At 71.8% G+C, this 19,982-nt stretch carries 18 protein-coding genes and 1 pseudogene; 12 read left to right on the plus strand and 7 right to left on the minus strand.

Annotation, left to right across the window (positions count from 1 at the left end; genetic code table 11):
* The first annotated feature begins 117 nt into the window (after positions 1–117).
* On the plus strand, positions 118–924 hold the full coding sequence (locus ACTWJ9_RS25700) for an SAM-dependent methyltransferase (RefSeq protein WP_279336638.1): 807 nt from the start codon (positions 118–120) through the stop codon (positions 922–924).
* 92 nt (positions 925–1,016) lie between these two features.
* Here ACTWJ9_RS25700 and ACTWJ9_RS25705 read toward each other — a convergent pair whose 3' ends face one another.
* Together ACTWJ9_RS25705 and ACTWJ9_RS25710 are read right to left on the minus strand one after the other, a co-directional pair.
* A complete protein-coding gene (locus ACTWJ9_RS25705; protein ID WP_279336639.1) occupies positions 1,017–2,513 on the minus strand; it encodes a glutamate synthase subunit beta in 1,497 nt (498 codons plus the stop codon).
* 168 nt (positions 2,514–2,681) lie between these two features.
* Positions 2,682–3,179: an anthrone oxygenase family protein gene (locus tag ACTWJ9_RS25710; protein WP_279336640.1), complete on the minus strand. Its 498-nt coding sequence runs from the start codon at positions 3,177–3,179 to the stop codon at positions 2,682–2,684.
* 190 nt (positions 3,180–3,369) lie between these two features.
* Here ACTWJ9_RS25710 and ACTWJ9_RS25715 point away from each other — a divergent pair, with 190 nt between their 5' ends.
* The 3 genes and pseudogenes from ACTWJ9_RS25715 (at position 3,370) to ACTWJ9_RS25725 (ending at position 5,501) form a co-directional block, all read left to right on the plus strand.
* A complete protein-coding gene (locus tag ACTWJ9_RS25715; protein ID WP_279336641.1) occupies positions 3,370–4,002 on the plus strand; it encodes a uridine kinase in 633 nt (210 codons plus the stop codon).
* A 134-nt stretch (positions 4,003–4,136) separates the two neighbouring features.
* Positions 4,137–4,565, plus strand: a complete 429-nt coding sequence (locus tag ACTWJ9_RS25720) for a CBS domain-containing protein (RefSeq protein WP_279336642.1) — start codon at positions 4,137–4,139, stop codon at positions 4,563–4,565.
* A gap of 143 nt (positions 4,566–4,708) precedes the next feature.
* A pseudogene (locus tag ACTWJ9_RS25725) lies at positions 4,709–5,501 on the plus strand (SAM-dependent methyltransferase).
* Positions 5,502–5,527: 26 nt separating this feature from the next.
* Here the strand turns inward: ACTWJ9_RS25725 and ACTWJ9_RS25730 are convergent.
* Both ACTWJ9_RS25730 and ACTWJ9_RS25735 read right to left on the minus strand, forming a co-directional pair.
* The gene (locus ACTWJ9_RS25730; RefSeq protein ID WP_388701739.1) at positions 5,528–6,532 is read right to left on the minus strand and encodes a carbohydrate kinase family protein; all 1,005 of its coding nucleotides are present in this window, start codon (positions 6,530–6,532) and stop codon (positions 5,528–5,530) included.
* On the minus strand, positions 6,529–7,437 hold the full coding sequence (locus tag ACTWJ9_RS25735; protein WP_279336643.1) for a pseudouridine-5'-phosphate glycosidase: 909 nt from the start codon (positions 7,435–7,437) through the stop codon (positions 6,529–6,531). The genes ACTWJ9_RS25730 and ACTWJ9_RS25735 overlap by 4 nt, the downstream gene beginning before the upstream one ends.
* 100 nt (positions 7,438–7,537) lie before the next feature.
* Between ACTWJ9_RS25735 and ACTWJ9_RS25740 the strand changes: the two genes are divergently transcribed.
* Positions 7,538–7,966 (plus strand): VOC family protein, encoded by a 429-nt coding sequence (locus tag ACTWJ9_RS25740; RefSeq protein ID WP_279336644.1) that lies wholly within the window; start codon positions 7,538–7,540, stop codon positions 7,964–7,966.
* A gap of 63 nt (positions 7,967–8,029) precedes the next feature.
* On the opposite strand, the gene ACTWJ9_RS25745 is transcribed toward ACTWJ9_RS25740, so the two are convergent.
* Both ACTWJ9_RS25745 and ACTWJ9_RS25750 read right to left on the minus strand, forming a co-directional pair.
* Positions 8,030–8,593 (minus strand): methylated-DNA--[protein]-cysteine S-methyltransferase, encoded by a 564-nt coding sequence (locus ACTWJ9_RS25745; protein WP_279336645.1) that lies wholly within the window; start codon positions 8,591–8,593, stop codon positions 8,030–8,032.
* Positions 8,594–8,686: 93 nt separating this feature from the next.
* Positions 8,687–9,586 carry a glycerophosphodiester phosphodiesterase gene (locus ACTWJ9_RS25750; protein ID WP_279336646.1) on the minus strand — a complete coding sequence of 300 codons (900 nt, stop codon included), beginning with the start codon at positions 9,584–9,586 and terminating at the stop codon, positions 8,687–8,689.
* Positions 9,587–9,929: 343 nt separating this feature from the next.
* Between ACTWJ9_RS25750 and ACTWJ9_RS25755 the strand changes: the two genes are divergently transcribed.
* The 7 genes from ACTWJ9_RS25755 (at position 9,930) to aroQ (ending at position 19,239) form a co-directional block, all read left to right on the plus strand.
* On the plus strand, positions 9,930–10,814 hold the full coding sequence (locus tag ACTWJ9_RS25755) for an MHYT domain-containing protein (protein ID WP_279336647.1): 885 nt from the start codon (positions 9,930–9,932) through the stop codon (positions 10,812–10,814).
* A 63-nt stretch (positions 10,815–10,877) separates the two neighbouring features.
* Positions 10,878–13,022 (plus strand): excinuclease ABC subunit UvrB, encoded by a 2,145-nt coding sequence (gene uvrB, locus ACTWJ9_RS25760; protein WP_279336648.1) that lies wholly within the window; start codon positions 10,878–10,880, stop codon positions 13,020–13,022.
* Positions 13,023–13,193: 171 nt separating this feature from the next.
* A complete protein-coding gene (locus ACTWJ9_RS25765; protein ID WP_055597847.1) occupies positions 13,194–13,772 on the plus strand; it encodes a TerD family protein in 579 nt (192 codons plus the stop codon).
* A gap of 49 nt (positions 13,773–13,821) precedes the next feature.
* Positions 13,822–15,831 (plus strand): TerD family protein, encoded by a 2,010-nt coding sequence (locus tag ACTWJ9_RS25770; RefSeq protein WP_387036288.1) that lies wholly within the window; start codon positions 13,822–13,824, stop codon positions 15,829–15,831.
* A gap of 317 nt (positions 15,832–16,148) precedes the next feature.
* A complete protein-coding gene (locus ACTWJ9_RS25775) occupies positions 16,149–17,132 on the plus strand; it encodes a TerC/Alx family metal homeostasis membrane protein (protein ID WP_384200186.1) in 984 nt (327 codons plus the stop codon).
* A gap of 298 nt (positions 17,133–17,430) precedes the next feature.
* Complete coding sequence (locus tag ACTWJ9_RS25780; RefSeq protein WP_279336651.1) at positions 17,431–18,552, plus strand: calcium:proton antiporter; 1,122 nt, start codon at positions 17,431–17,433, stop codon at positions 18,550–18,552.
* Between the two features lie 213 nt (positions 18,553–18,765).
* Positions 18,766–19,239: a type II 3-dehydroquinate dehydratase gene (gene aroQ / locus ACTWJ9_RS25785; RefSeq protein ID WP_202278708.1), complete on the plus strand. Its 474-nt coding sequence runs from the start codon at positions 18,766–18,768 to the stop codon at positions 19,237–19,239.
* Between the two features lie 84 nt (positions 19,240–19,323).
* On the opposite strand, the gene ACTWJ9_RS25790 is transcribed toward aroQ, so the two are convergent.
* Complete coding sequence (locus tag ACTWJ9_RS25790; protein WP_387036291.1) at positions 19,324–19,980, minus strand: MBL fold metallo-hydrolase; 657 nt, start codon at positions 19,978–19,980, stop codon at positions 19,324–19,326.
* Between the last annotated feature and the right edge of the window lie 2 nt (positions 19,981–19,982).

Below are 19,982 nucleotides of genomic sequence, written 5' to 3' on the forward strand. Positions count from 1 at the left end.
TGCCTCCCGTCCACCGTCGCCTCCCGGCGTACAGCCGATGTTGCTTGTCCCCCCACCGCACACTGGTTCGGCCCTGAAATTGATCACTGACAGTTGCAGACACTTACGGAGTCCGTCATGACCGGGCAGCAGCCCCCCGTCGAGATCGACACGAGCAAGCCGCACACCGCGCGGATGTACGACTGGTACCTCGGCGGGAAGGACAACTACCCGGTCGACGAGGCCATGGGCCGGCAGATGCTCGCCCTCGACCCGAGAGTGCCGGTGATGGCCCGGGTGAACCGCGCCTTCATGCAGCGCGCCACGCGCTGGCTGGCCGGCCAGGGCATACGCCAGTTCCTCGACATCGGCACCGGCATCCCCACCGAGCCCAACCTCCACCAGGTCGCCCAGGAGATCGCACCCGACGCGCGCGTCGTCTACTGCGACAACGACCCGATCGTGCTGGCCCACGCAGGGGCGCTGCTGCGCGGCACCGACGAGGGGGTGACCGAGTACATCCAGGCCGACGTGCGCGAGCCGGAAGCCATCCTGGAGGGCGCGCGGAAGATCCTCGACTTCGACCAGCCGGTCGCGCTCTCCCTCATCGCGCTGCTGCACTTCGTCTCCGACGAGGACGGCGCCCACGAGCTGGTCGGCAGGCTGCTCGCCGAACTGCCCTCCGGCAGCCACCTGGTGATCTCCCACGCGACCTCCGACTTCACCCCCGAGGAATCGAAGGCGGCCACCGAGAAGCTCAAGGCCGCGGGCGTCACCCTGGCCCTGCGCTCCCGCGAGGAGTTCACCCGCTTCTTCGACGGCCTCGAACCGGTCGAACCCGGTGTCCAGGTGCCCCACCTGTGGCACCCCGAGCTGGGCGAGCCCGTACCCGGCCAGGACGACGGGGTGATCCCGGGGTACGGGGCGGTGGGGCGCAAGGCGTAGGCCGTGGCCCGCGGGGCGCAGCTCGTGCGGGCCGACGGGTCACGGGGCGCCGGTCGGCCGGTCGGCCGGCCGGGGCGGTCCCCGTCGGCGTGTCACGCCCTCATCGGGCGGTCGTACGGGCCGATGGGAGCCGGGAGACGGGTGGTGCCGTCGGTCAGACGACGGTCGACGGCCGCCGCCACCGCCCGGCCCTCGGCGATCGCCCACACGATCAGCGACTGCCCCCGGGCGGCGTCCCCCGCCGCGAACACGCCCGGCACATTCGTGGCGAAACCGGCGTCGCGCGCGATGGTGCCGCGCGGCTCCAGCTCCAGACCGAGCCCGCTCACGAGCCCGTCCGCCCGGTCCGGTCCGAGGAAACCGAGCGCGAGGAGGACCAGGCCGGCCGGGAGAACGCGTTCGGTGCCCGGTACGGGGCGGCGCTCCGCGTCCACCTCGACCAGGTGCACCGCCCGGACCCGCCCGGCCGCGTCGCCGGTGAGACGGAGCGCGGACGCCGCGAACAGCCGCGCGTCCGAATCCTCGGCGGCCGCGGGTGCCGTCCGCAGTGCGCGGGCCTCCTCGTGCGCGGGGAACAGCCGGTAGAGCTTCGGGTACGTCGGCCAGGGCTCGGTCTCCTCGTCGCGAACGGTGCCCGGCCGCTCGTAGATGTCCAGCTGGGTCACGGACGCCGCTCCCTCCCGCACGGCCGTGCCCAGGCAGTCGGCGCCCGTGTCGCCGCCCCCGACGATGACGACATCCCTGCCCGCGGCGGACAGCGGGGACGTCACCAGGTCCCCCGCACAGACCCGGTTGGCGAGCGGCAGGTATTCCATGGCCTGGTGAACGCCGGTCAGTTCCCGTCCCGGTACGGCCAGTTCACGCCACACGGTCGCCCCGGTGGCGATCACCACGGCGTCGTGACGCGCCCGCAGCTCGGCGGCGCCGACATCGCGTCCGACCGTCGTGGACGTACGGAACAGCGTCCCCTCGGCCCGCATCTGCTCGATGCGGCGCTCCAGATGACGCTTCTCCATCTTGAACTCGGGGATGCCGTACCGCATCAGCCCGCCGAGCCGGTCGTCCCGCTCGTACACGGTGACCGTGTGACCGGCCCGGGTCAGCTGCTGGGCCGCGGCCAGACCGGCGGGACCCGAGCCGACCACCGCCACCGTCCGGCCGGAGAGCCGGTCCGGCGGGACCGGTACGGCGAAGCCCTCCGCCCAGGCGCGGTCGGCGATGGCGCACTCGACGTCCTTGATGGTGACGGCGGGCTGGTTGATGGCCAGCACACAGCCCGCCTCGCAGGGCGCCGGGCAGAGCCTGCCGGTGAACTCGGGGAAGTTGTTCGTGGCGTGCAGCCGCTCCGCCGCGGCCCGCCAGTCCTCGCGCGAGACCAGGTCGTTCCAGTCGGGGATCAGATTGCCCAGCGGGCACGCCTCGTGGCAGAAGGGGACACCGCAGTCCATGCAGCGGTCGGCCTGCTCGCTGACGAGGGGCAGCAGCGCACCGGGGACGTACACCTCGTCCCAGTCGCGGACCCGCTCCTCGACGGGCCTGCGCGGCCGGTCCCGGCGCGGCGTGGTCAGGAAACCCTTGGGATCGGCCATGGCCGTCTTCCTTGCGTACGCGGTGACGGGCCAGGCGTCGTAGGGCGGCGCTCCTCAGCGGTGGGGCGGCACCTCTCGGGTGCGCTCTCCCCGGCGCTCTGCTCCTTGGCCACGATACGGCTGCTCCAGCGCGCCCGCAGGACCGCGGACAGCGATTTTTCGCCTCCGTCAGGCGAGGGCCAGCACGTAGGACAGCGCGGCCCCCGCCGAGGCGACCGTGCGCACGTGGTTCCACAGCGTCCACTCGCGCACATAGGCGGTCCAGTACGCGGAGGCCTCGGCGGTGTCCGGGGCGAGCCCGGCCAGCACGTCGTTGCGCGGCACGTTCGCGGCCACGGTGACCCCGAACCCGCCGAACAGATACAGCGCGCTGCCGACCAGCAGCCGGACCGCGCCCTCGTCCGGCCACCGCACCGACGTCACCACGGCGATCGCCGCGCACAGCAGCGCCGAGCCGAGGAACACCAGCATGAAGGGTGCCCGCACCGCGGCCACGTTGACCGACTGCATCGCGGCCACGCCCCGCGCGGGCGGCAACGACGCGAGCCCTCTCATCACGAACGTCGAGAAGGCGCAGAAGACCCCCGCCACCAGCCCGGTCCCGAGCACCCCCAGCACCGTCAGCACGGTCAGTACCGTCAGTACGGAGGATGGTTCCTCGATCACGTCGTCGACTCCTGCCCGTCCGCCGGCCGGGACCCTTCCCCGCCGTCCACCGTCACCACCAGTGAAACCGGACACGGGCCCGGCGCCCATGGCCGAGCGTCGCGGCACCATACGCGGACGTCCAGCGCGCCTTTGGCGAAGGACCCGGGGCAGGAGGCGCCGCCGGCGGCGGACGGCGCATCATGGCCGTGTGCGATTCGAAGCGATCACCTGGGACCGGCTCGGCGACCTCCTCGCCGAGCGCCTGACGACGCTGCGGACGACCGACGGCAGCCCCTGGCCACGCGTCGCCCTCGACGGCGCCCCGGCCGGCCGTCCCGGAGATCTCGCCGAGCGCGTCGCCGCGTCCCTGCGGGTCCGCGGACGTCCCTCCCGCGTCGTGAGCGCGGACGGCTTCCTGCGTCCCGCCTCGGTCCGGCTGGAGTACGGCCGTCAGGACCCGGAGTCCTACTACGACGGCTGGTACGACACCGGCGCCCTCCGGCGTGAGGTCTTCGGCCCCCTCGAACCGGGCGGGAGCGGACGGGTCCTGCCCGACCTGTGGGACCCGGCCACCGACCGCGCCACCCGCAGCCCCCGGGTCCCGCTGCCGCCCGGCGGCGTACTGCTGCTGCACGGCCCGCTCCTCCTGCGGCACTGGTTCCCCTTCGACCTGAGCGTCCACGTCTCGCTCTCCCCGGGCGCCCTGCGCCGCCGCACCCCCGCGTCCGGGCACTGGACCCTGCCCGCCTTCGAGCGCTACGAGCGGGAGACCGACCCGGCCGGCACCGCCGACGTCCTGGTGCGCGCCGACGACCCCCGCCACCCGGCCTGGCACGGTTGAGACGTGGCAGCAGCCGAGACGTCGCGGGGCAGGGCGGAAGTGCGGGGCCCGGGTGGTGCGGCGGACAATGGAGAGCGCCGGTACTCGCGGTGCGCCCCGTGCCGCGCCGGCCGTCCGGTATCGGGAGGCACCTCATGACCACCGCCGGAGACATCATGCACCGCGGCGCCCAGTGGATCCCCGCCCACGAGACACTCGACCGCGCAGCGCAGCTGATGCGCGACCTGAACGTCGGCGCGCTGCCCATCAGCGACGAGAACGAGCGGCTCTGCGGCATACTCACCGACCGCGACATCGTCGTCGGCTGCGTCGCCATGGGCCACGACCCGGCCAAGACCACCGCGGGAGAGATGGCCAAGGGGACACCGCGCTGGATCGAGGCGGACGCCGACGTCAGCGAGGTCCTCCAGGAGATGGAGACGCACCGGATCCGCCGGCTCCCCGTCATCGACGACAAGCGACTGGTCGGCATGATCAGCGAAGCCGATCTCGCCCGGCACCTGACGGACGACCAACTCGCCACCTGGGCCGAGAACGTCTACGCCAGGACCGCGACCGGCTGACCCCCGTCCCCACCCCGCCCTCGTCCTCCCGTCCCTTGCCCCGCCGCCCCGTCCACCTGGTCCCCGGCTGGGGACACGAACGGGCCGGAGCGTCACCCGTGCCGGACGAGCCGGACAAGCCGGGTGACCGGGGTGATCGCTGCATGGTGCGAACCGACGGGTACCCGCTCGATCACCGGGAGGACGAGGCGGCGGAGCACCTCGAGGCCTTCGCCGATCTGTTCGATCCCACCAGGTTCCGGCATCTCGAAGCGGTCGGCGTCGGGCCCGGCCGGCGCTGCCGGGAGGTCGGCGCCGACGGTGTCTCCGTGGTGTCCTGGCTCGCCAGGAAGGTCGGACCGACCGGACGGGTGCCGGTGACCGGCACCGACACCGGCCGGCTCGCCCCGGTCGCCCGCCCGCCGGTGGAGGTACGCGTCCACGACATCGGCGCGGAGGAGCCGCCGACGGGCGGTTTCGACCTGGTGCACGTCCGGTTCCCGCTCATCGGCGTGGCGCATCGCGAGCGTGCGGTGTGCTCGGCGGCCGGGGCCCTGCGTCCCGAGGGCGTCTGCTGGCCGAGGACGCCGACCCGCCCTGCAGCCCCTGGCCCGCCCGGACGAGTACGGTCCCGAACAGCGGCTCGCGAACCGGCTCCGGCAGGGCCTGCGCAAGCTCCTCGGCGACCGGGGGACCGACCTCGCCCGTGGCCGCGGACTCCCGCGCCTGCTGCGGGAGTCCGGACTGACCGAGGTGCGGGCCGATGCGTACTTCCCGGTCGCGGCACCGGCCTGTGAGGCGTTGGAGTCCGCCACCGTCCGCCTCGTCCGCGACCGGCTCGTCACCGCGGGCATCGCCACGGCCCGGGACATCGACCGCCACCTCGCCCACGTCGCCTCCGGCACCCTGGACCTGGCGACGGCCCCGATGATCCCGGCCCGGGGACGCGAGGCGTAGGACCGGGGCCGCCGGGCTCCGGACGATCACCCGGCCGCGTGCCGGCCGGACGGCCGGGGGCGTCCCACGGGTGAGGGTGGGCGGCCGCCCACCTGCCGCACCGCCAGCGCACCCGCCCTGCATCCCTCCGCCACCGCGCGTTCCGGACCGGCGCCCGCCATGAGGGCGGTGAGGAACGCGCCGGTGAAGGCGTCACCGGCGCCCGTGCTGTCCCGGGGCGTCGTGGCCACGGCGGATACACGGGCACACACCCGGCCGGACCGGGCCAGCAGCGCACCCTCGGCGCCCTGCTTGGCCACGACCAGGGGAAACCGCCGGCTCAACCGGGCCGCCGCGTCCGCCGTCTCGGACGCCCCGGCGAGCAGACACGCCTCGTCACGGCTCGGCAGCAGGACGTCCACCCCCTCGACCAGGGCCAGGAAACGCTCCCTGCCCAGCTCCGTGAGGAAACCGGCCGAGGCCGGATCCAGGCTCACCGGCACTCCCCGGGCGCGTGCCGCCTTCACGGCCACCGCCACGAACGCCCTGCTCGGTTCGGCGAACAGCAGATACCCCGACAGATGCAGCCGGGCCACCCCGTCCAGCAACCCGTCCGACCAGTCACCGGGTTCGAGCCGCAGCGAGGCGCCGCTGTCGGTCAGGAAGGTCCGCTCGGCCGCGGCGCCTTCGTCGACCAGGCAGATCACCGTCCCGGTCGGCGCCCGGGGGTCGACCACCAGCGAGGGGCGTACCCCGCGGGCGATCAGCTCCCGGGTGTGCCACGTCGCCGAGTCCTCGCCCACCCGTCCGAGCAGCCGCACCTCCGTGTCGCCCCAACACGCCGCCCAGCAGGCCACATTGGCCCCCGCGCCGCCGGGAACCGTCCGTATCGCCGCCGCCGTGTCCGTACCGGGGGCGAGCGGCCCCCGGTGCCGGGCCACCACGTCGGTGATGACGTCACCGACGACCAGCAGCGCGCCGGAACGCCCGTCGGCCGGTCCCGCCGTGCGGCCCGCGGCACCGGTGCCGACGTCCGGCCGGGGCTCCGTCACGCCCCGGTCCAGGCCGCCGCGACGCGTGCCGCCAGTCGTACGTTGCCCCGGACCGCCGCGAGGTTGGCGGCGAGGGAGGCGCCGTCGGTGCGGCGCACCACGTGGTCGAGCAGGAAGGGGGTGACGGCCTGACCGGTGACGCCCTCCGCCTCGCACGCGCGCAGCGCCTCGTCCAGCACACGCGCGTGCAGCCCGGGATCCAACTGCTCCTCCTCGGGCACCGGGTTGGCCACGATCAGGGCCGACCCGGGCCCGCCGAGCGCGTCCTGCGCCCGCATGACCCCGGCCACCTGCTCCGGGGTGTCCAGCCGCCAGTCCACGGGGTGTCCCGAGTCCGACAGGTAGAAGCCGGGGAAGCGGTCCGTGCCGTACCCGGCGACCGCGACCCCCAGGGTCTCCAGCCGCTGCAGCGTCGCCGGTACGTCCAGGATCGACTTCACCCCCGCGCACACCACGGTGATCCGGGTCCGCGCGAGGAGCCCCAGGTCGGCCGACTCGTCCTGCGTCACGGTCCACTCGCGGTGCACCCCGCCGAGCCCACCGGTCGCGAAGACCCGTACGCCCGCCAGCGCCGCGAGCAGGGCGGTGGCCGACACCGTGGTGGCGCCGCTCGCCCCGGAGGCCACCGCGAGCGGCAGATCACGATGGCCGAGCTTGCGGAAGCCGTCCTCCTGGGCGACCCGCTCCAGCTGTTCCCTGTCCAGGCCGATCCGGGGCCGCCCGTCCAGCACCGCGATCGTGGCGGGTACGGCACCCTCCTGCCGCACCGCCGCCTCCAGCTCCGCCGCCACCCGGAGGTTGCGCGGCCGGGGCAGCCCGTGCGCGATGATCGTGGACTCCAGGGCCACCACCGGCCGACGCGCGGCGATGGCCTCCCGTACCTCTTCGGACACCGTCAGGGTCACGCGCCGTCTCCCGTCTGTCGCTCCTCCCTCATCCCTGGCGGGACGGACGCCGGGACAAACCTCTTGCGCCCCGTCATGGACATCACGGAGCCTGGGAACCATGACGGACAGCACGGCACGTCTCGACCACGTCGTCCTCTGGGTGCGCGACCCGATCGCCGCCGCCGGCTTCTACGAGGAGGCGGTCGGCCTGGCACCGGTCAGGGTCACCGACTTCGCCGCGGGCGAGGCGCCCTTCCCCTCGGTACGGGTCAACGAGGAGACCCTCCTCGACCTCATGCCCCTCACCATGGCGGAACGGATGACGATGCTCCCCGGCGCGGCCGACAGCTCCGGCCACCCCGTCAACCACGTCTGTCTGTCCCTGCCCGCCGACGGCTTCGAGGCACTGCGCGGCCGCCTCGAGGAACGCTCCGTACCGGTGACGGACTTCTCGCACGACTCCTTCGGGGCGCGCGGCCCGGCCAGGCGCAGCTTCTACTTCCGCGACCCCGACGGCAACGTGCTCGAAGCGCGACACTATGACTGACGCGAACTGACGCGGACTGACACGACTGACGCGGACCGCCCCGACCGGCGCGCCCGCCAGAGGTCAGAAGAGCGGCTCGGGCAGCACACCCTCCAACGCGAGCAGTCGGCGCTTGGTCTCCACCCCGCCGCCGAACCCGCCGATGCCGCCGTCGCTCTCCACCACCCGGTGGCAGGGCACGACCACCGGCAGCGGATTGGCGCCCATCGCCATGCCGACGGCCTGGGCGCCGCCGGGCCGGCCGGCCCGCCCTGCCAGATCGCCGTACCCGACGACCGTGCCGTACGGAACCCCGGAGGCCAGTTCCCGCAGCACCTCGCGGTTGAAGCCCGAGTCCCCCGAGACCAGCGACCAGTCCAGCGGCAGGTCGAAGTCATGGATCTCGCCCGAGAAGTACGCCTCGACCTGGCGTATCGCCTCGGCCAGCAGCGGGGAGTCGGCGTCCTCGGCGGGCTCGGTGCCGAGCCGGGACGCCAGCCGCTCCAGCGCGGCGTCGCGCACCTCGTCGGTGGCGTGGAACACGACGTTGACCAGGCCCTCACGGGTCGCGGCCAGCAGCAGCGGGCCGATGACGGTGCCGACGACCGCCCACACGACCCGCTGCTCGTACTGCCCATGGCTGTCCATGCGCCCCACCGTACGACCCGCCACTGACAACGCCGGGCGCGAAGAACCGCGAAGACCCGCGAAGAGCGGCCCCGTGCGGTGGGCCGTCAGCCGTCAGCCGGCGGCCGTCAGATGCCAGCCGTCCACCGCGTCCCGCACCACGTCGGGTTTGTTGCTGATGATCCCGTCGACCCCGAATCCCGCGACCCGCCGGGCCGCCGCCGCGTCGTCCACGGTCCAGGTGAGGACCTCCAGCGGTTTGTCGTGCGGCCCGCGGAAGGCCTGGACCGCCGCGACGTAAGCGCCGGACAGCGACGTGTGCCGGGGGTTGATCTGGTCGGCGAACTCCGCGTACGCGGGCAGGTCGCTCACCGGGGGCGCACCGATGACACCGGTCTTCACCCCGGGCTTCAGCTCGTGGACGGTCCGCACGCTGTCCGCACTGAAGCTCTGCACGACCAGCCGGTCGCTCAGGTGTGCGCGGTCGAGCCAGCCCTCGTTGCTCAGGACCTTCAGGGTCTCCTGCTCGATGCCGGGATACAGCTCCGGGCTCTTGAGCTCCAGCAGCAGCTTCTGGTCGTGCCGCTCCACATGCCGCACGAACTGCTCCAGCGTCGGCACGCGCACGCCCGCGTACGCGGGGCCGAACCAGCTGCCCGCGTCGAGGCGGGCGACCTCCGCGGCGGTGAAGTCCTTCACCTTCCACGGCGACCGGCCGGGGAAGACCGTCTCGACGTTCGTGGTGCGCGCCAGGCTGTCGTCGTGCAGGACGACGAGCTCACCGTCCTTGGTGCGCTGGACGTCGTTCTCCACCCAGTCGATGCCGAGCGCGGCGGCCTCGTCGACGGCTGCCAGGGTGTTCTCGGGCGCGTATCCGGAGGCGCCCCGGTGGGCGACCACCACGGGCGGCGTGCCACCGTCGGCGGCGCGCGCGGGCGCGGGGGAGAGGGGAAGCAGGAGAGCGGTGGCTCCCAGGAGCGCGGTGGTCGAGGCGACAACGGCGCGCATGTGCATGCGGACTCCTCGCGTCGAGCGGTAAGGACTTTTCGAACATGCGGAAGATGCGGGGCATGTCGGTCACACAGGGCATCCCAAGCAACACGGACAGTGCAACTCTGGCAGCAGAAGGTCAACGCGGGGCGGGTGCGGGATGGCCGCGGATTGAACGGTCTTGCCCCAACTCCGCGCACTGGAGCCGCACAAGTGGGAAAAGAGTGTGTTTCTTTGCCCGGATAATCGTTCGACCATTCCGGTGGCAGTCATACTCTCTGCGTCAACCCTGGCCGCCGAGCGGTCCTGGGAGGGGGTTCACGACACACGATTCCGGGACGCAAACGGTGGGAAAGGGCAGCCGCGCATGCAGAGCACGGTCGACGGATTCAGCTACGGCGTGGTCACACCGGTGGTGGCCTTCCTCATGGCCTGCCTCGGCGGCGCCCTGGGTCTGCGGTGCGCCATCAGGCCCCTCGTCGTGGCCCGGTCCTGGCGCCCCGGCTGGCTCGCCCTGGGCGCGGCGGCCATCGCCTCCGGTATATGGACGATGCACTTCATCGCGATGACGGGCTTCACGATCGAGGGAACGCCCATCCACTACGACCGTGTGACGACGCTCGCCAGCCTGGGCGTCGCCCTCGTCATGGTGGGCATCGGGATCTTCATCGTCGGCTACCGGGGCGCGACCGGGACGCCGCTGTTCACTGGGGGCACCATCACCGGCCTCGGTATCGCCTCCATGCACTACCTGGGCATGGCCGGCATGAGCCTCGACGGAACACTGGAGTACGACACGCTCACCGTCGCCGGGTCCGTCGCCATCGCCATGGTCGCCGCCACCGCCGCCCTGTGGGCGGCCGGACAGGCCAGAGGCCTCCTGTGGAGCGTGGGCGCGAGTCTCGTCATGGGTCTCGCGGTCACCGGCATGCACTACACCGGCATGGCCGCCCTGGAGGTCCACGTCCACGGAACGGCCGCCCCCGCCGAGGGGGAGTCCGCGGCCGCGCTGCTCGCGCCCATGATGCTCGGCCCGCTCGTCCTCCTCGTCCTGGCCGGTGTCGTGGTGATCTTCGACCCGCTGATGATCAGAGGGAGGCCCGGCCCGGCCCCCGCCGAGCACAGGCCCGGCGTCCCCGCCCACCACCGGGACCACCGGCATCACCACCACTCCTCCTCCCTCCCGACCCGCCTTCGGCCGCGGGCCCGCGGCCCCGTCGAGCACCGCTCCCGCACCCCGCAGAAGCGCTGACCGCAGTCCTCCACCGGGCCCGGCCGGGACCTGTTGTCAGTGCCGGGTCGTACGGTGGGTGACATGCGGCCCGTTTCCCAGATCGAACGCACGGTGGCGCCCTTCGAGGTCGTCAGCCCCTACCAGCCCAGCGGCGACCAGCCGGCGGCCATCGCCGACCTCGCCCGGCGCATCGAAGCCGGTGAGAAGGACGTCGTCCTCCTGGGCGCGACCGGCACCGGCAAGTCCGCCACCACCGCGTGGATGATCGAGAAGCTCCAGCGCCCCACCCTGGTGATGGCACCGAACAAGACGCTGGCCGCCCAGCTGGCCAACGAGTTCCGCGAACTGCTGCCGAACAACGCGGTCGAGTACTTCGTCTCGTACTACGACTACTACCAGCCCGAGGCGTACGTCCCGCAGTCGGACACCTACATCGAGAAGGACTCCTCGATCAACGAGGAGGTCGAGCGGCTGCGCCACTCCGCGACCAACTCCCTGCTCACCCGCCGCGACGTCGTCGTGGTCGCCTCCGTCTCCTGCATCTACGGCCTCGGCACCCCGCAGGAGTACGTCGACCGCATGGTGCCGCTCCGCGTCGGCGAGGAGTTCGACCGGGACGAGCTGCTGCGCCGCTTCGTGGACATCCAGTACACACGCAACGACCTGGCCTTCACCCGCGGCACCTTCCGCGTCCGCGGCGACACCGTCGAGATCTTCCCGGTCTACGAGGAGCTCGCCGTCCGCATCGAGATGTTCGGCGACGAGATCGAGGCGCTCTCCACGCTCCACCCGGTCACCGGCGAGATCATCAGCGACGACCAGCAGCTGTACGTCTTCCCCGCCTCCCACTACGTCGCCGGCCCCGAACGCATGGAGCGGGCCGTGAACGACATCGAGAAGGAGCTCACCGGGCGCCTGGCCGAGCTGGAGAAGCAGGGCAAGCTCCTGGAGGCCCAGCGTCTGCGGATGCGCACCACCTACGACCTCGAGATGCTCCGCCAGATCGGCAGCTGCTCCGGCGTCGAGAACTACTCGATGCATTTCGACGGACGCCTGCCCGGCTCCCCGCCGAACACCCTGATGGACTACTTCCCGGAGGACTTCCTCCTGGTCATCGACGAGTCGCATGTCACCGTGCCGCAGATCGGCGCCATGTACGAGGGGGACGCCTCACGCAAGCGCACCCTCGTCGACCACGGCTTCCGGCTCCCCTCCGCCCTGGACAACCGCCCGCTGAAGTGGGAGGAGTTCCAGGAGCGCATCGACCAGGCGGTGTACCTGTCGGCCACCCCCGGCCCGTACGAGCTCTCCCGCTCGGACGGATTCGTCGAGCAGATCATCCGCCCCACCGGCCTGGTCGACCCGGAGGTCGTCGTCAAGCCCACCGAGGGCCAGATCGACGACCTGGTGCACGAGATCCGCGCGCGCGTGGAGAAGGACGAACGCGTCCTGGTCACCACGCTCACCAAGAAGATGGCCGAGGACCTCACCGACTACTTCCTCGAACTCGGCATCCAGGTGCGCTATCTCCACAGCGACGTCGACACCCTGCGCCGGGTCGAGCTGCTGCGGGAGCTGCGCAGCGGCGAGTACGACGTCCTCGTCGGCATCAACCTGCTGCGGGAGGGCCTCGACCTGCCCGAGGTGTCCCTGGTGGCGATCCTCGACGCCGACAAGGAGGGCTTCCTGCGCTCCGGCACCTCCCTGATCCAGACCATCGGCCGGGCCGCGCGCAACGTCTCCGGCCAGGTCCACATGTACGCCGACAAGATCACCCCAGCGATGGAGAGGGCCATCGACGAGACCAACCGCCGCCGGGAGAAGCAGGTCGCCTACAACCAGGCCAACGGCATCGACCCCCAGCCGCTCCGCAAGAAGATCAACGACATCGTCGCGCAGATCGCCCGCGAGGACATCGACACCGAGCAGCTGCTCGACTCCGGCTACCGCAAGACCAAGAAGGACGGTGGCGCGGCCAAGGCGCCCGTGCCCGCGCTCGGCAAGGCCGCCAAGGGCACGAAGAGCACGAAGGGCGGGGTCAAGGGCGCCGAGCCGGTGCCCACCGACCGCCCCGCGGCCGAACTCGCCGAACAGATCGAGGAGCTGACCTCGCGGATGCGGGCAGCCGCCGCCGACCTCCAGTTCGAGATCGCGGCCCGGCTGCGCGACGAGGTCTCCGAGATGAAGAAGGAACTGCGCCAGATGCGGGAGGCCGGCCTGTCCTGACGGCGCCGCACGCCGGCGCCGGGCCCGTGCGGTTCTCCGCCCCGTACGGACTGTGTTGCAAGACCGACACAAAGTGCGGACCGGGGTACATCACCGTCAGTGCCCCTGCGTAGGGTTCTGGGCAACCGCGGTTCCGCGGCAACAGGGGAAGTCCGAGAGGGGAATCAGCGCGTGACCGTCAACATGACCAAGGGTCAGGCCATCAGCCTGCAGAAGAACGACGGCGGCAGCCTGACCGCGGTCCGCATGGGTCTCGGCTGGCAGGCGGCCCCCCGCCGCGGCCTGTTCGGCTCGCGTACCCGGGAGATCGACCTGGACGCCTCCGCCGTTCTGTTCGCCGACAAGCAGCCGGTCGACGTCGTCTTCTTCCGCCACCTGGTGAGCGACGACGGCTCCGTGCGCCACACCGGCGACAACCTCGTCGGCGGCGTCGGCCAGGGCGGCGACGACGAGGCCATCCTCGTCGACCTGTCCCGTGTCCCGGTCCACATCGACCAGATCGTCTTCACCGTGAACTCCTTCACGGGCCAGACCTTCCAGGAGGTGCAGAACGCGTTCTGCCGGCTCGTCGACGAGACCAACGGCCAGGAACTGGCCCGCTACACGCTGGCCGGCGGCGGCGCCTACACGGCCCAGCTCATGGCGAAGGTGCACCGCTCGGGCACGGGCTGGACGATGACGGCCCTCGGCAACCCGGCCAACGGCCGCACCTTCCAGGACCTGATGCCGTCGATCCTGCCGGTGCTCTGACCGGCACCGCACGCGACACCGCACCACGGGACACAGGGGGACGAGGGCAATGACGGCTGAGCTGGTGCGGGGGCAGAACCACCCGCTCTCCCAGTCCCGTCTCGAGATCCGGGTCTCGGCCGGTACGCCGATCGTGACCGCGGCCGCGCTCGGCGACGAGACCGGCCGGATCCACGGAGTGGAATGGGTGGCCCACCCGGGCGCGCCCACCCGGCCCGGCCTGGAGGTGTCGCGGCAGGCCGCGGCCGACCACCGGCTCGCGGTGGACCTGGACGCGCTGGCGGACACGGTGCACCGCGTCAGCGTGCTGCTCGCCCTGCCCGCCGCGGCCGACAGCCGGGGCCCCGCCCGCTTCGGCGCCGTCGCCGCCCCCTTCGTCGCGGTCACCGGGCTGGACGGCACCGAAGCGGCCAGCTACACCGTCACCGGCCTGGACGCCGAGTCGGCCGTCGTCGCCCTGGAGCTCTACCGGCGCCAGGGCGCCTGGAAGGTCCGTGCGGTCGGACAGGGCTACGCCGGGGGCCTGGCCGAACTCTTCACCGACCAGGGCCTGCCCCAGGCGCGGCAGCTCGCGGGCGACATCGACGAAGCGGTCGCGCGGGGCCTCGCCCGCTCCGTGCAGGCACCCCCGTCCCGTCCGTCCGACGGCGACCGTCCCCGGCAGACGGCCGCCCCGGCCCACCGCCCCGACCAGGGCGCCGGCACCGCACCACAGGACACCCCCGACCCCGCGCCGCCCGCGTACGGCGGCCGGCCGGCCGGTCCGCCGGGACAGGACGGACCGCAGCCGGCGTACCCCGGGGGAGCCGCCGACCCGTCCACCGCGACCACCGGCGGCCCGATCGACTACAGCCACCCCCGCCGGCGGAACACCGCTCCGCCGCCGCCCCCGCCGGCCGCGCCCCCGGCCCGGCCGGGACAGCCCGCCCGGCCCGTCGCCGGTGACGCGACCGGCTGGTCCATGGACGAGCGCCTCTACAACCAGGTCTGGGGCATGTTCGAGGACCTGGCCCGCACCACCGCCGCCTACCGCAGCGCCGTCGACTTCGCCGAGTCACGCATGGACAAGGAACTGGAACAGGTCCTGGCCGACCCGCGCAGCCGGATCGGGAGCCAGGGCGACGCAGCGCGCGAGGCGGCCAGGGCACGGCAGGACCAGCTCGTCGACCAGGCGAGGGAGGCCTTCGACCGGGACCTCGCCCAGCTCGTCGCCGAGGCCGACGTGGTCGAACCCGCGCTCCCGCCGGCCTACGCGCGCTGGGACAACCCCGTCTGGCACGCCTACCGGGTGCCGATGGAGATCCCCATGGCGCTGCGCCTGGGCGACCTCCGGCTGCCCGAGGCCGACCGCCTCCGCATCCCGATGCTGCTCCGGCTGCCGCTGGAACGCGGTCTGTGGATCGACAGCGGACGGGCCGACGCGCCGGACGGGTCGTTCACCGACCCCCATGACATGCGACGCCTCGCCGTGGAGACGGCCGTGTCCCACGCGGCCAGGCTGCTCGCCGTCCATCCGGCGGGCGAGTTCACCGTGCACGTCATCGATGCGGCCGGATCGGGAGCGCAGCCGCTGGCACCGCTGACGCGGGCGGGTGTACTGGCGGCCCCGCCCGCCCAGGGCGCCGCGGGCGTCGCGGAGGTCCTGAGCCGGCTCACCCAGCGGGTCGACCTGGTGCAGATGGCACTGCGCGGGGGAGCGGCCGACTCGCTGCCGCCCGGCTTCGACACCTCCCAGCAACTGCTGATCGTCAACGACTTCCCGCACGGCTTCGACGACCGTGCCGTGAACCAGCTGCGGTACCTCGCCGACGAGGGCCCGTCCGTCGGCGTCCACCTGATGATGGTGGCCGACCGCGAGGAGTCCGCCGGCTACGGCCCGCTGCTCGACCCGCTGTGGCGTGCGCTGCTGCGGCTGACCCCGGTCGCCGACAGCCACCTGGCCGACCCCTGGGTCGGGCACGCCTGGACGTACGAGCCCCCACTGGTGCCGCCCGGCAGCCAGATCCTCCAGCAGGTGCTCACCCTGGTCGCCGAGGCCCGCCGCGCCTGGGGGCCGTGACCGCGCCCCGGTCCGGTCGGCCGGGCGTGTCCCGCCCTTTGGGACGAGTTTTCATGGCACCACGTCCTATCTGGCGCTTTGGTCTTTCTTTTACCCACCTCTTTACCAATCCTTGGTCATGAGGGTAAGGTTTTCCGCACGGAGGGGAGTACTCCCTGCCTGTGCGGCGACCTCGTCAATACGGATCAGGCCTGATCCCGGGGCGTCGGCCCGAGGTGTTGTCCGGTGCTGCTTTCGAGTGCCGGAGCCCGGGTGGAAGAGACCTCCGGCAGCGACGACGCTGACTTTTGCCGTGAGACGTATCTGCCGGAGGCGTAGTGGATGTTTCCCTGACCCTGTGGGTCCTGACCATCGTGGGCCTTGCCGCCCTCATCTCGGTCGATTTCTTCATCGGCCGCAAGCCGCACGACGTATCGATCAAGGAAGCCGGGATCTGGACCATCGTCTGGATCGTCCTGGCCGTGATCTTCGGGCTCGGCCTGCTGGTCTTCGGCGGCGGCCAGCCCGCCGGTGAGTTCTTCGCCGGCTTCATCACCGAGAAGTCGCTGAGCGTCGACAACCTCTTCGTCTTCGTCCTGATCATGACGAAATTCGCGGTGCCCTCGCAGTACCAGCAACGGGTGCTCCTCGTCGGTGTGCTCATAGCCCTGGTACTGCGGGCCGGCTTCATCGCCGCGGGCGCCGCGATCATCGCCAACTTCTCGTGGATCTTCTACATCTTCGGCGCCTTCCTCATCTGGACCGCGTGGAAGCTCATCAAGGAGGCCCGCGCTCCCGAAGAGGAGGAGGAGTTCGAGGAGAACAAGCTCCTCAAGGCCGCCGAGCGCCGGTTCGGCGTGGCCGACCGGTACCACGGCACCAAGCTGTGGATCGAGCAGAACGGCAAGCGGGTCATGACCCCGATGCTGGTCGTGATGCTCGCCATCGGTACCACCGACGTGCTCTTCGCGCTCGACTCGATCCCTGCGATCTTCGGCCTGACCCAGGACCCGTACATCGTCTTCACCGCGAACGCGTTCGCCCTGATGGGCCTCAGGCAGCTGTACTTCCTCCTCGGCGGCCTGCTGAGCAAGCTGGTCCACCTGGCCTACGGCCTGTCGATCATCCTCGGCTTCATCGGTGTGAAGCTGGTGCTGCACGCGCTGCACGAGTCCGGGGTACACGTCCCCGTGATCAGCATCCCGGTGTCGCTGGGCGTGATCGTCTCCGTCCTGGTCGTCACCACGATCACCAGCCTGCGGGCCTCCAGGAAGCAGGCCCAGGCCGAGGGCTCCGCCGACAAGAGCAGCATCGACGTCTGACCCAGTCCGTGACCGGACAGGAAATTTCCGGGAGCGGGGCACGGCCCACAGCCGAGCACCGCTCCCGGTGTCTGCCTGTCTCCCGCCGGATCACGACAGGAAACCTCAGCGGAAGGGAACGCGGCCCCACTCGCTGCCGCCCGTCACCGACCATTCCTCCAGCTGTAGAGGAGATCATGCGCGACAACGACCACCCCAGTACGACAAGGAACGTCAAAGCGGCCGATGCGAGGAGCGGGTCGTCAGAGCTCGGAGAGACCGGAGTGCGGCGCTCATCCCTTTCCGAGAGCCTCGCTTCATGAACAGGTGGGTCAAAGGGCTGACGAGCCGGTGGACGACCGTCATGCCGGTGCTCGCCGTGGTGCTCCTGCTGTTCACCTGGGGACGCGAACTGCCCGGAGCGGTCGTCGCCGTGGCGGTCGTCGTGCTGGCGGCAGCGGTGCTGGCCGCCGTGCACCACGCGGAGGTGGTGGCCCACCGGGTCGGTGAACCCTTCGGTTCACTGGTCCTCGCGGTCGCCGTCACGATCATCGAGGTCGCGCTGATCGTCACCTTGATGATCGACGGGGGGCCCGAGACCGCGTCCCTGGCCAGGGACACCGTCTTCGCAGCCGTGATGATCACCTGTAACGGCATCCTCGGCCTGAGTCTTCTGGTCGGCTCACTGCGCCACGGCACGGCCGTCTTCAACCCGGAAGGCGCCGGCGCGGCGCTCGCCACCGTGGCGACGCTGGCGGGACTCACCCTCGTGCTGCCGACGTTCACCACCAGCAAGCCCGGGCCGGAGTTCTCCGCGGTGCAACTCACCTTCGCCGCGGTCACCTCACTGATCCTCTACGGCTTGTTCGTCGCCACCCAGACCGTTCGACATCGTGACTACTTCCTGCCCGTACAGAAGCTGGGCAGGCAGGGCATGCCGGTCACGAAGGTCGAGGACGAGGACGAGCACGCCGACGCGCCCTCCAACCGCACCGCGCTGATCAGCCTCGGACTGCTCGGCCTGGCCCTGGTCGGGGTGGTCGGCCTGGCCAAAGGAGTCTCGCCCGCCATCGAGTCCGGTGTATCGGCTGCCGGGCTGCCCCACGCCGTCGTCGGTGTGATCATCGCGCTGTTGGTCCTGCTTCCCGAGACCATCGCGGCCGTGCGGGCCGCGCAGCGCAACCGCGTGCAGACCAGCGTCAACCTCGCACTCGGTTCGGCGATGGCCAGTATCGGACTGAGCATCCCCGCGGTCGCGATCGCGTCCTTCTGGCTCTCCGGTCCGCTCGTTCTGGGCCTCGGCAACACGCATATGGTGCTGCTCGCCCTGACCGTGATGGTCGGCGCCCTGACCGTACGCCCCGGCCGGGCCACACCGCTCCAGGGCGGGGTGCACCTGGTGATCCTCGCCGCCTATCTCGAACTGGCGCTCAACCCGTGACACCGATCGCAGAACCGCCTCCGGGCGGGCGTGCGCCCCGCGGCACCCGCGCGGGCGCACCCCGCCCGGAAGCGGTTCCGTCCGCCCCCGGGGCCCGGCACACGCTCGGAGCACCGTGATAGACCGGTCCGAGCAACGTTCCGGTGGCAACCGGCCGTTGCGACCGGCTCCATGCCCCCGCATGGTGAACCTTTCGAACGGACCGGAGGAACTGTGCCCCGCAACCTGGCCGACGCCCCGATCATGATTCTCAACGGCCCCAATCTGAACCTGCTCGGGCAGCGTCAGCCGGAGATCTACGGCTCCGAGACGCTCACCGACGTCGAGGCGCTGTGCGCCGAGGCGGCGGGCAGGCACGGGGGCACGGTGGATCTGCGGCAGTCCAACCACGAGGGCCAGCTGGTGGACTGGATCCACGAGGCGCGGCTGAACCACTGCGGCATCGTGATCAACCCCGGTGCCTACTCGCACACCTCCGTCGCGATCCTCGACGCCCTCAACACCTGTGACGGCCTGCCCGTGGTGGAGGTCCACATCTCCAACATCCACCGGCGCGAGTCCTTCCGGCACCACTCCTACGTCTCGCTGCGGGCCGACGGGGTCATCGCGGGGTGCGGGGTGCAGGGCTATGCGTTCGCCGTGGAGCGCATCGCGGCGCTGGCCGGCCCGGGCAGGGCGCAGGCGTAAGAGCCCCGATCGCCCGGAGGGCGTGCCTCACCCGCGCCGGCCCCGCGCAACCCGTACCGGCGTCCGCCGCGCGCCCGGGGGCGCTCACCAGCCCCGGGCGCGCCACTCCGGCAGCTGCGGACGTTCCGCGCCCAGCGTGGTGTCGTCGCCGTGTCCGGGGTAGACCCAGGTCTCGTCCGGGAGCACGTCGAAGATCTTGGTCTCCACGTCGTGGATCAGGCTGGCGAACGCCTTCGGATCCTGGTGGGTGTTGCCCACACCGCCCGGGAACAGGCAGTCCCCCGTGAACACATGGGGATGCCCGTGCGGATCGTCGTAGACGAGGGCGATCGAGCCGGGCGTGTGACCGACGAGATGGCGCGCGGTGAGCTCCACCCGCCCCACCCGGATCGTGTCGCCGTCGTCGACCAGGACGTCCGTCGGCACCGGGATGCCCTCGGCGTCGTCCCGGCCCGCGTGGGTGCGCGCGCCGGTGGCCGCCACGACCCGGGCGAGCGCCTGCCAGTGGTCGCCGTGCCGGTGGGTGGTGACGACGGACGCGATGCCGTCGTCACCGATCGAGCCCAGCAGGGTGTCCGCGTCGTTGGCCGCGTCGATCAGCAGCTGCTCGTCGGTGGCCCGGCAACGCAGGAGATAGGCGTTGTTGTCCATGGGCCCGACCGCGACCTTGGTGATCATCAGGTCCTTGAGTTCGTGCACATCGGCCGGCCCGCCGACCGTCACCTGCCCGCTGTAGGTCATGA

This window comes from Streptomyces sp. GDS52 (assembly GCF_052246875.1).
In the GTDB taxonomy this organism is placed as follows: Bacteria; Actinomycetota; Actinomycetes; order Streptomycetales; family Streptomycetaceae; genus Streptomyces; species Streptomyces cathayae.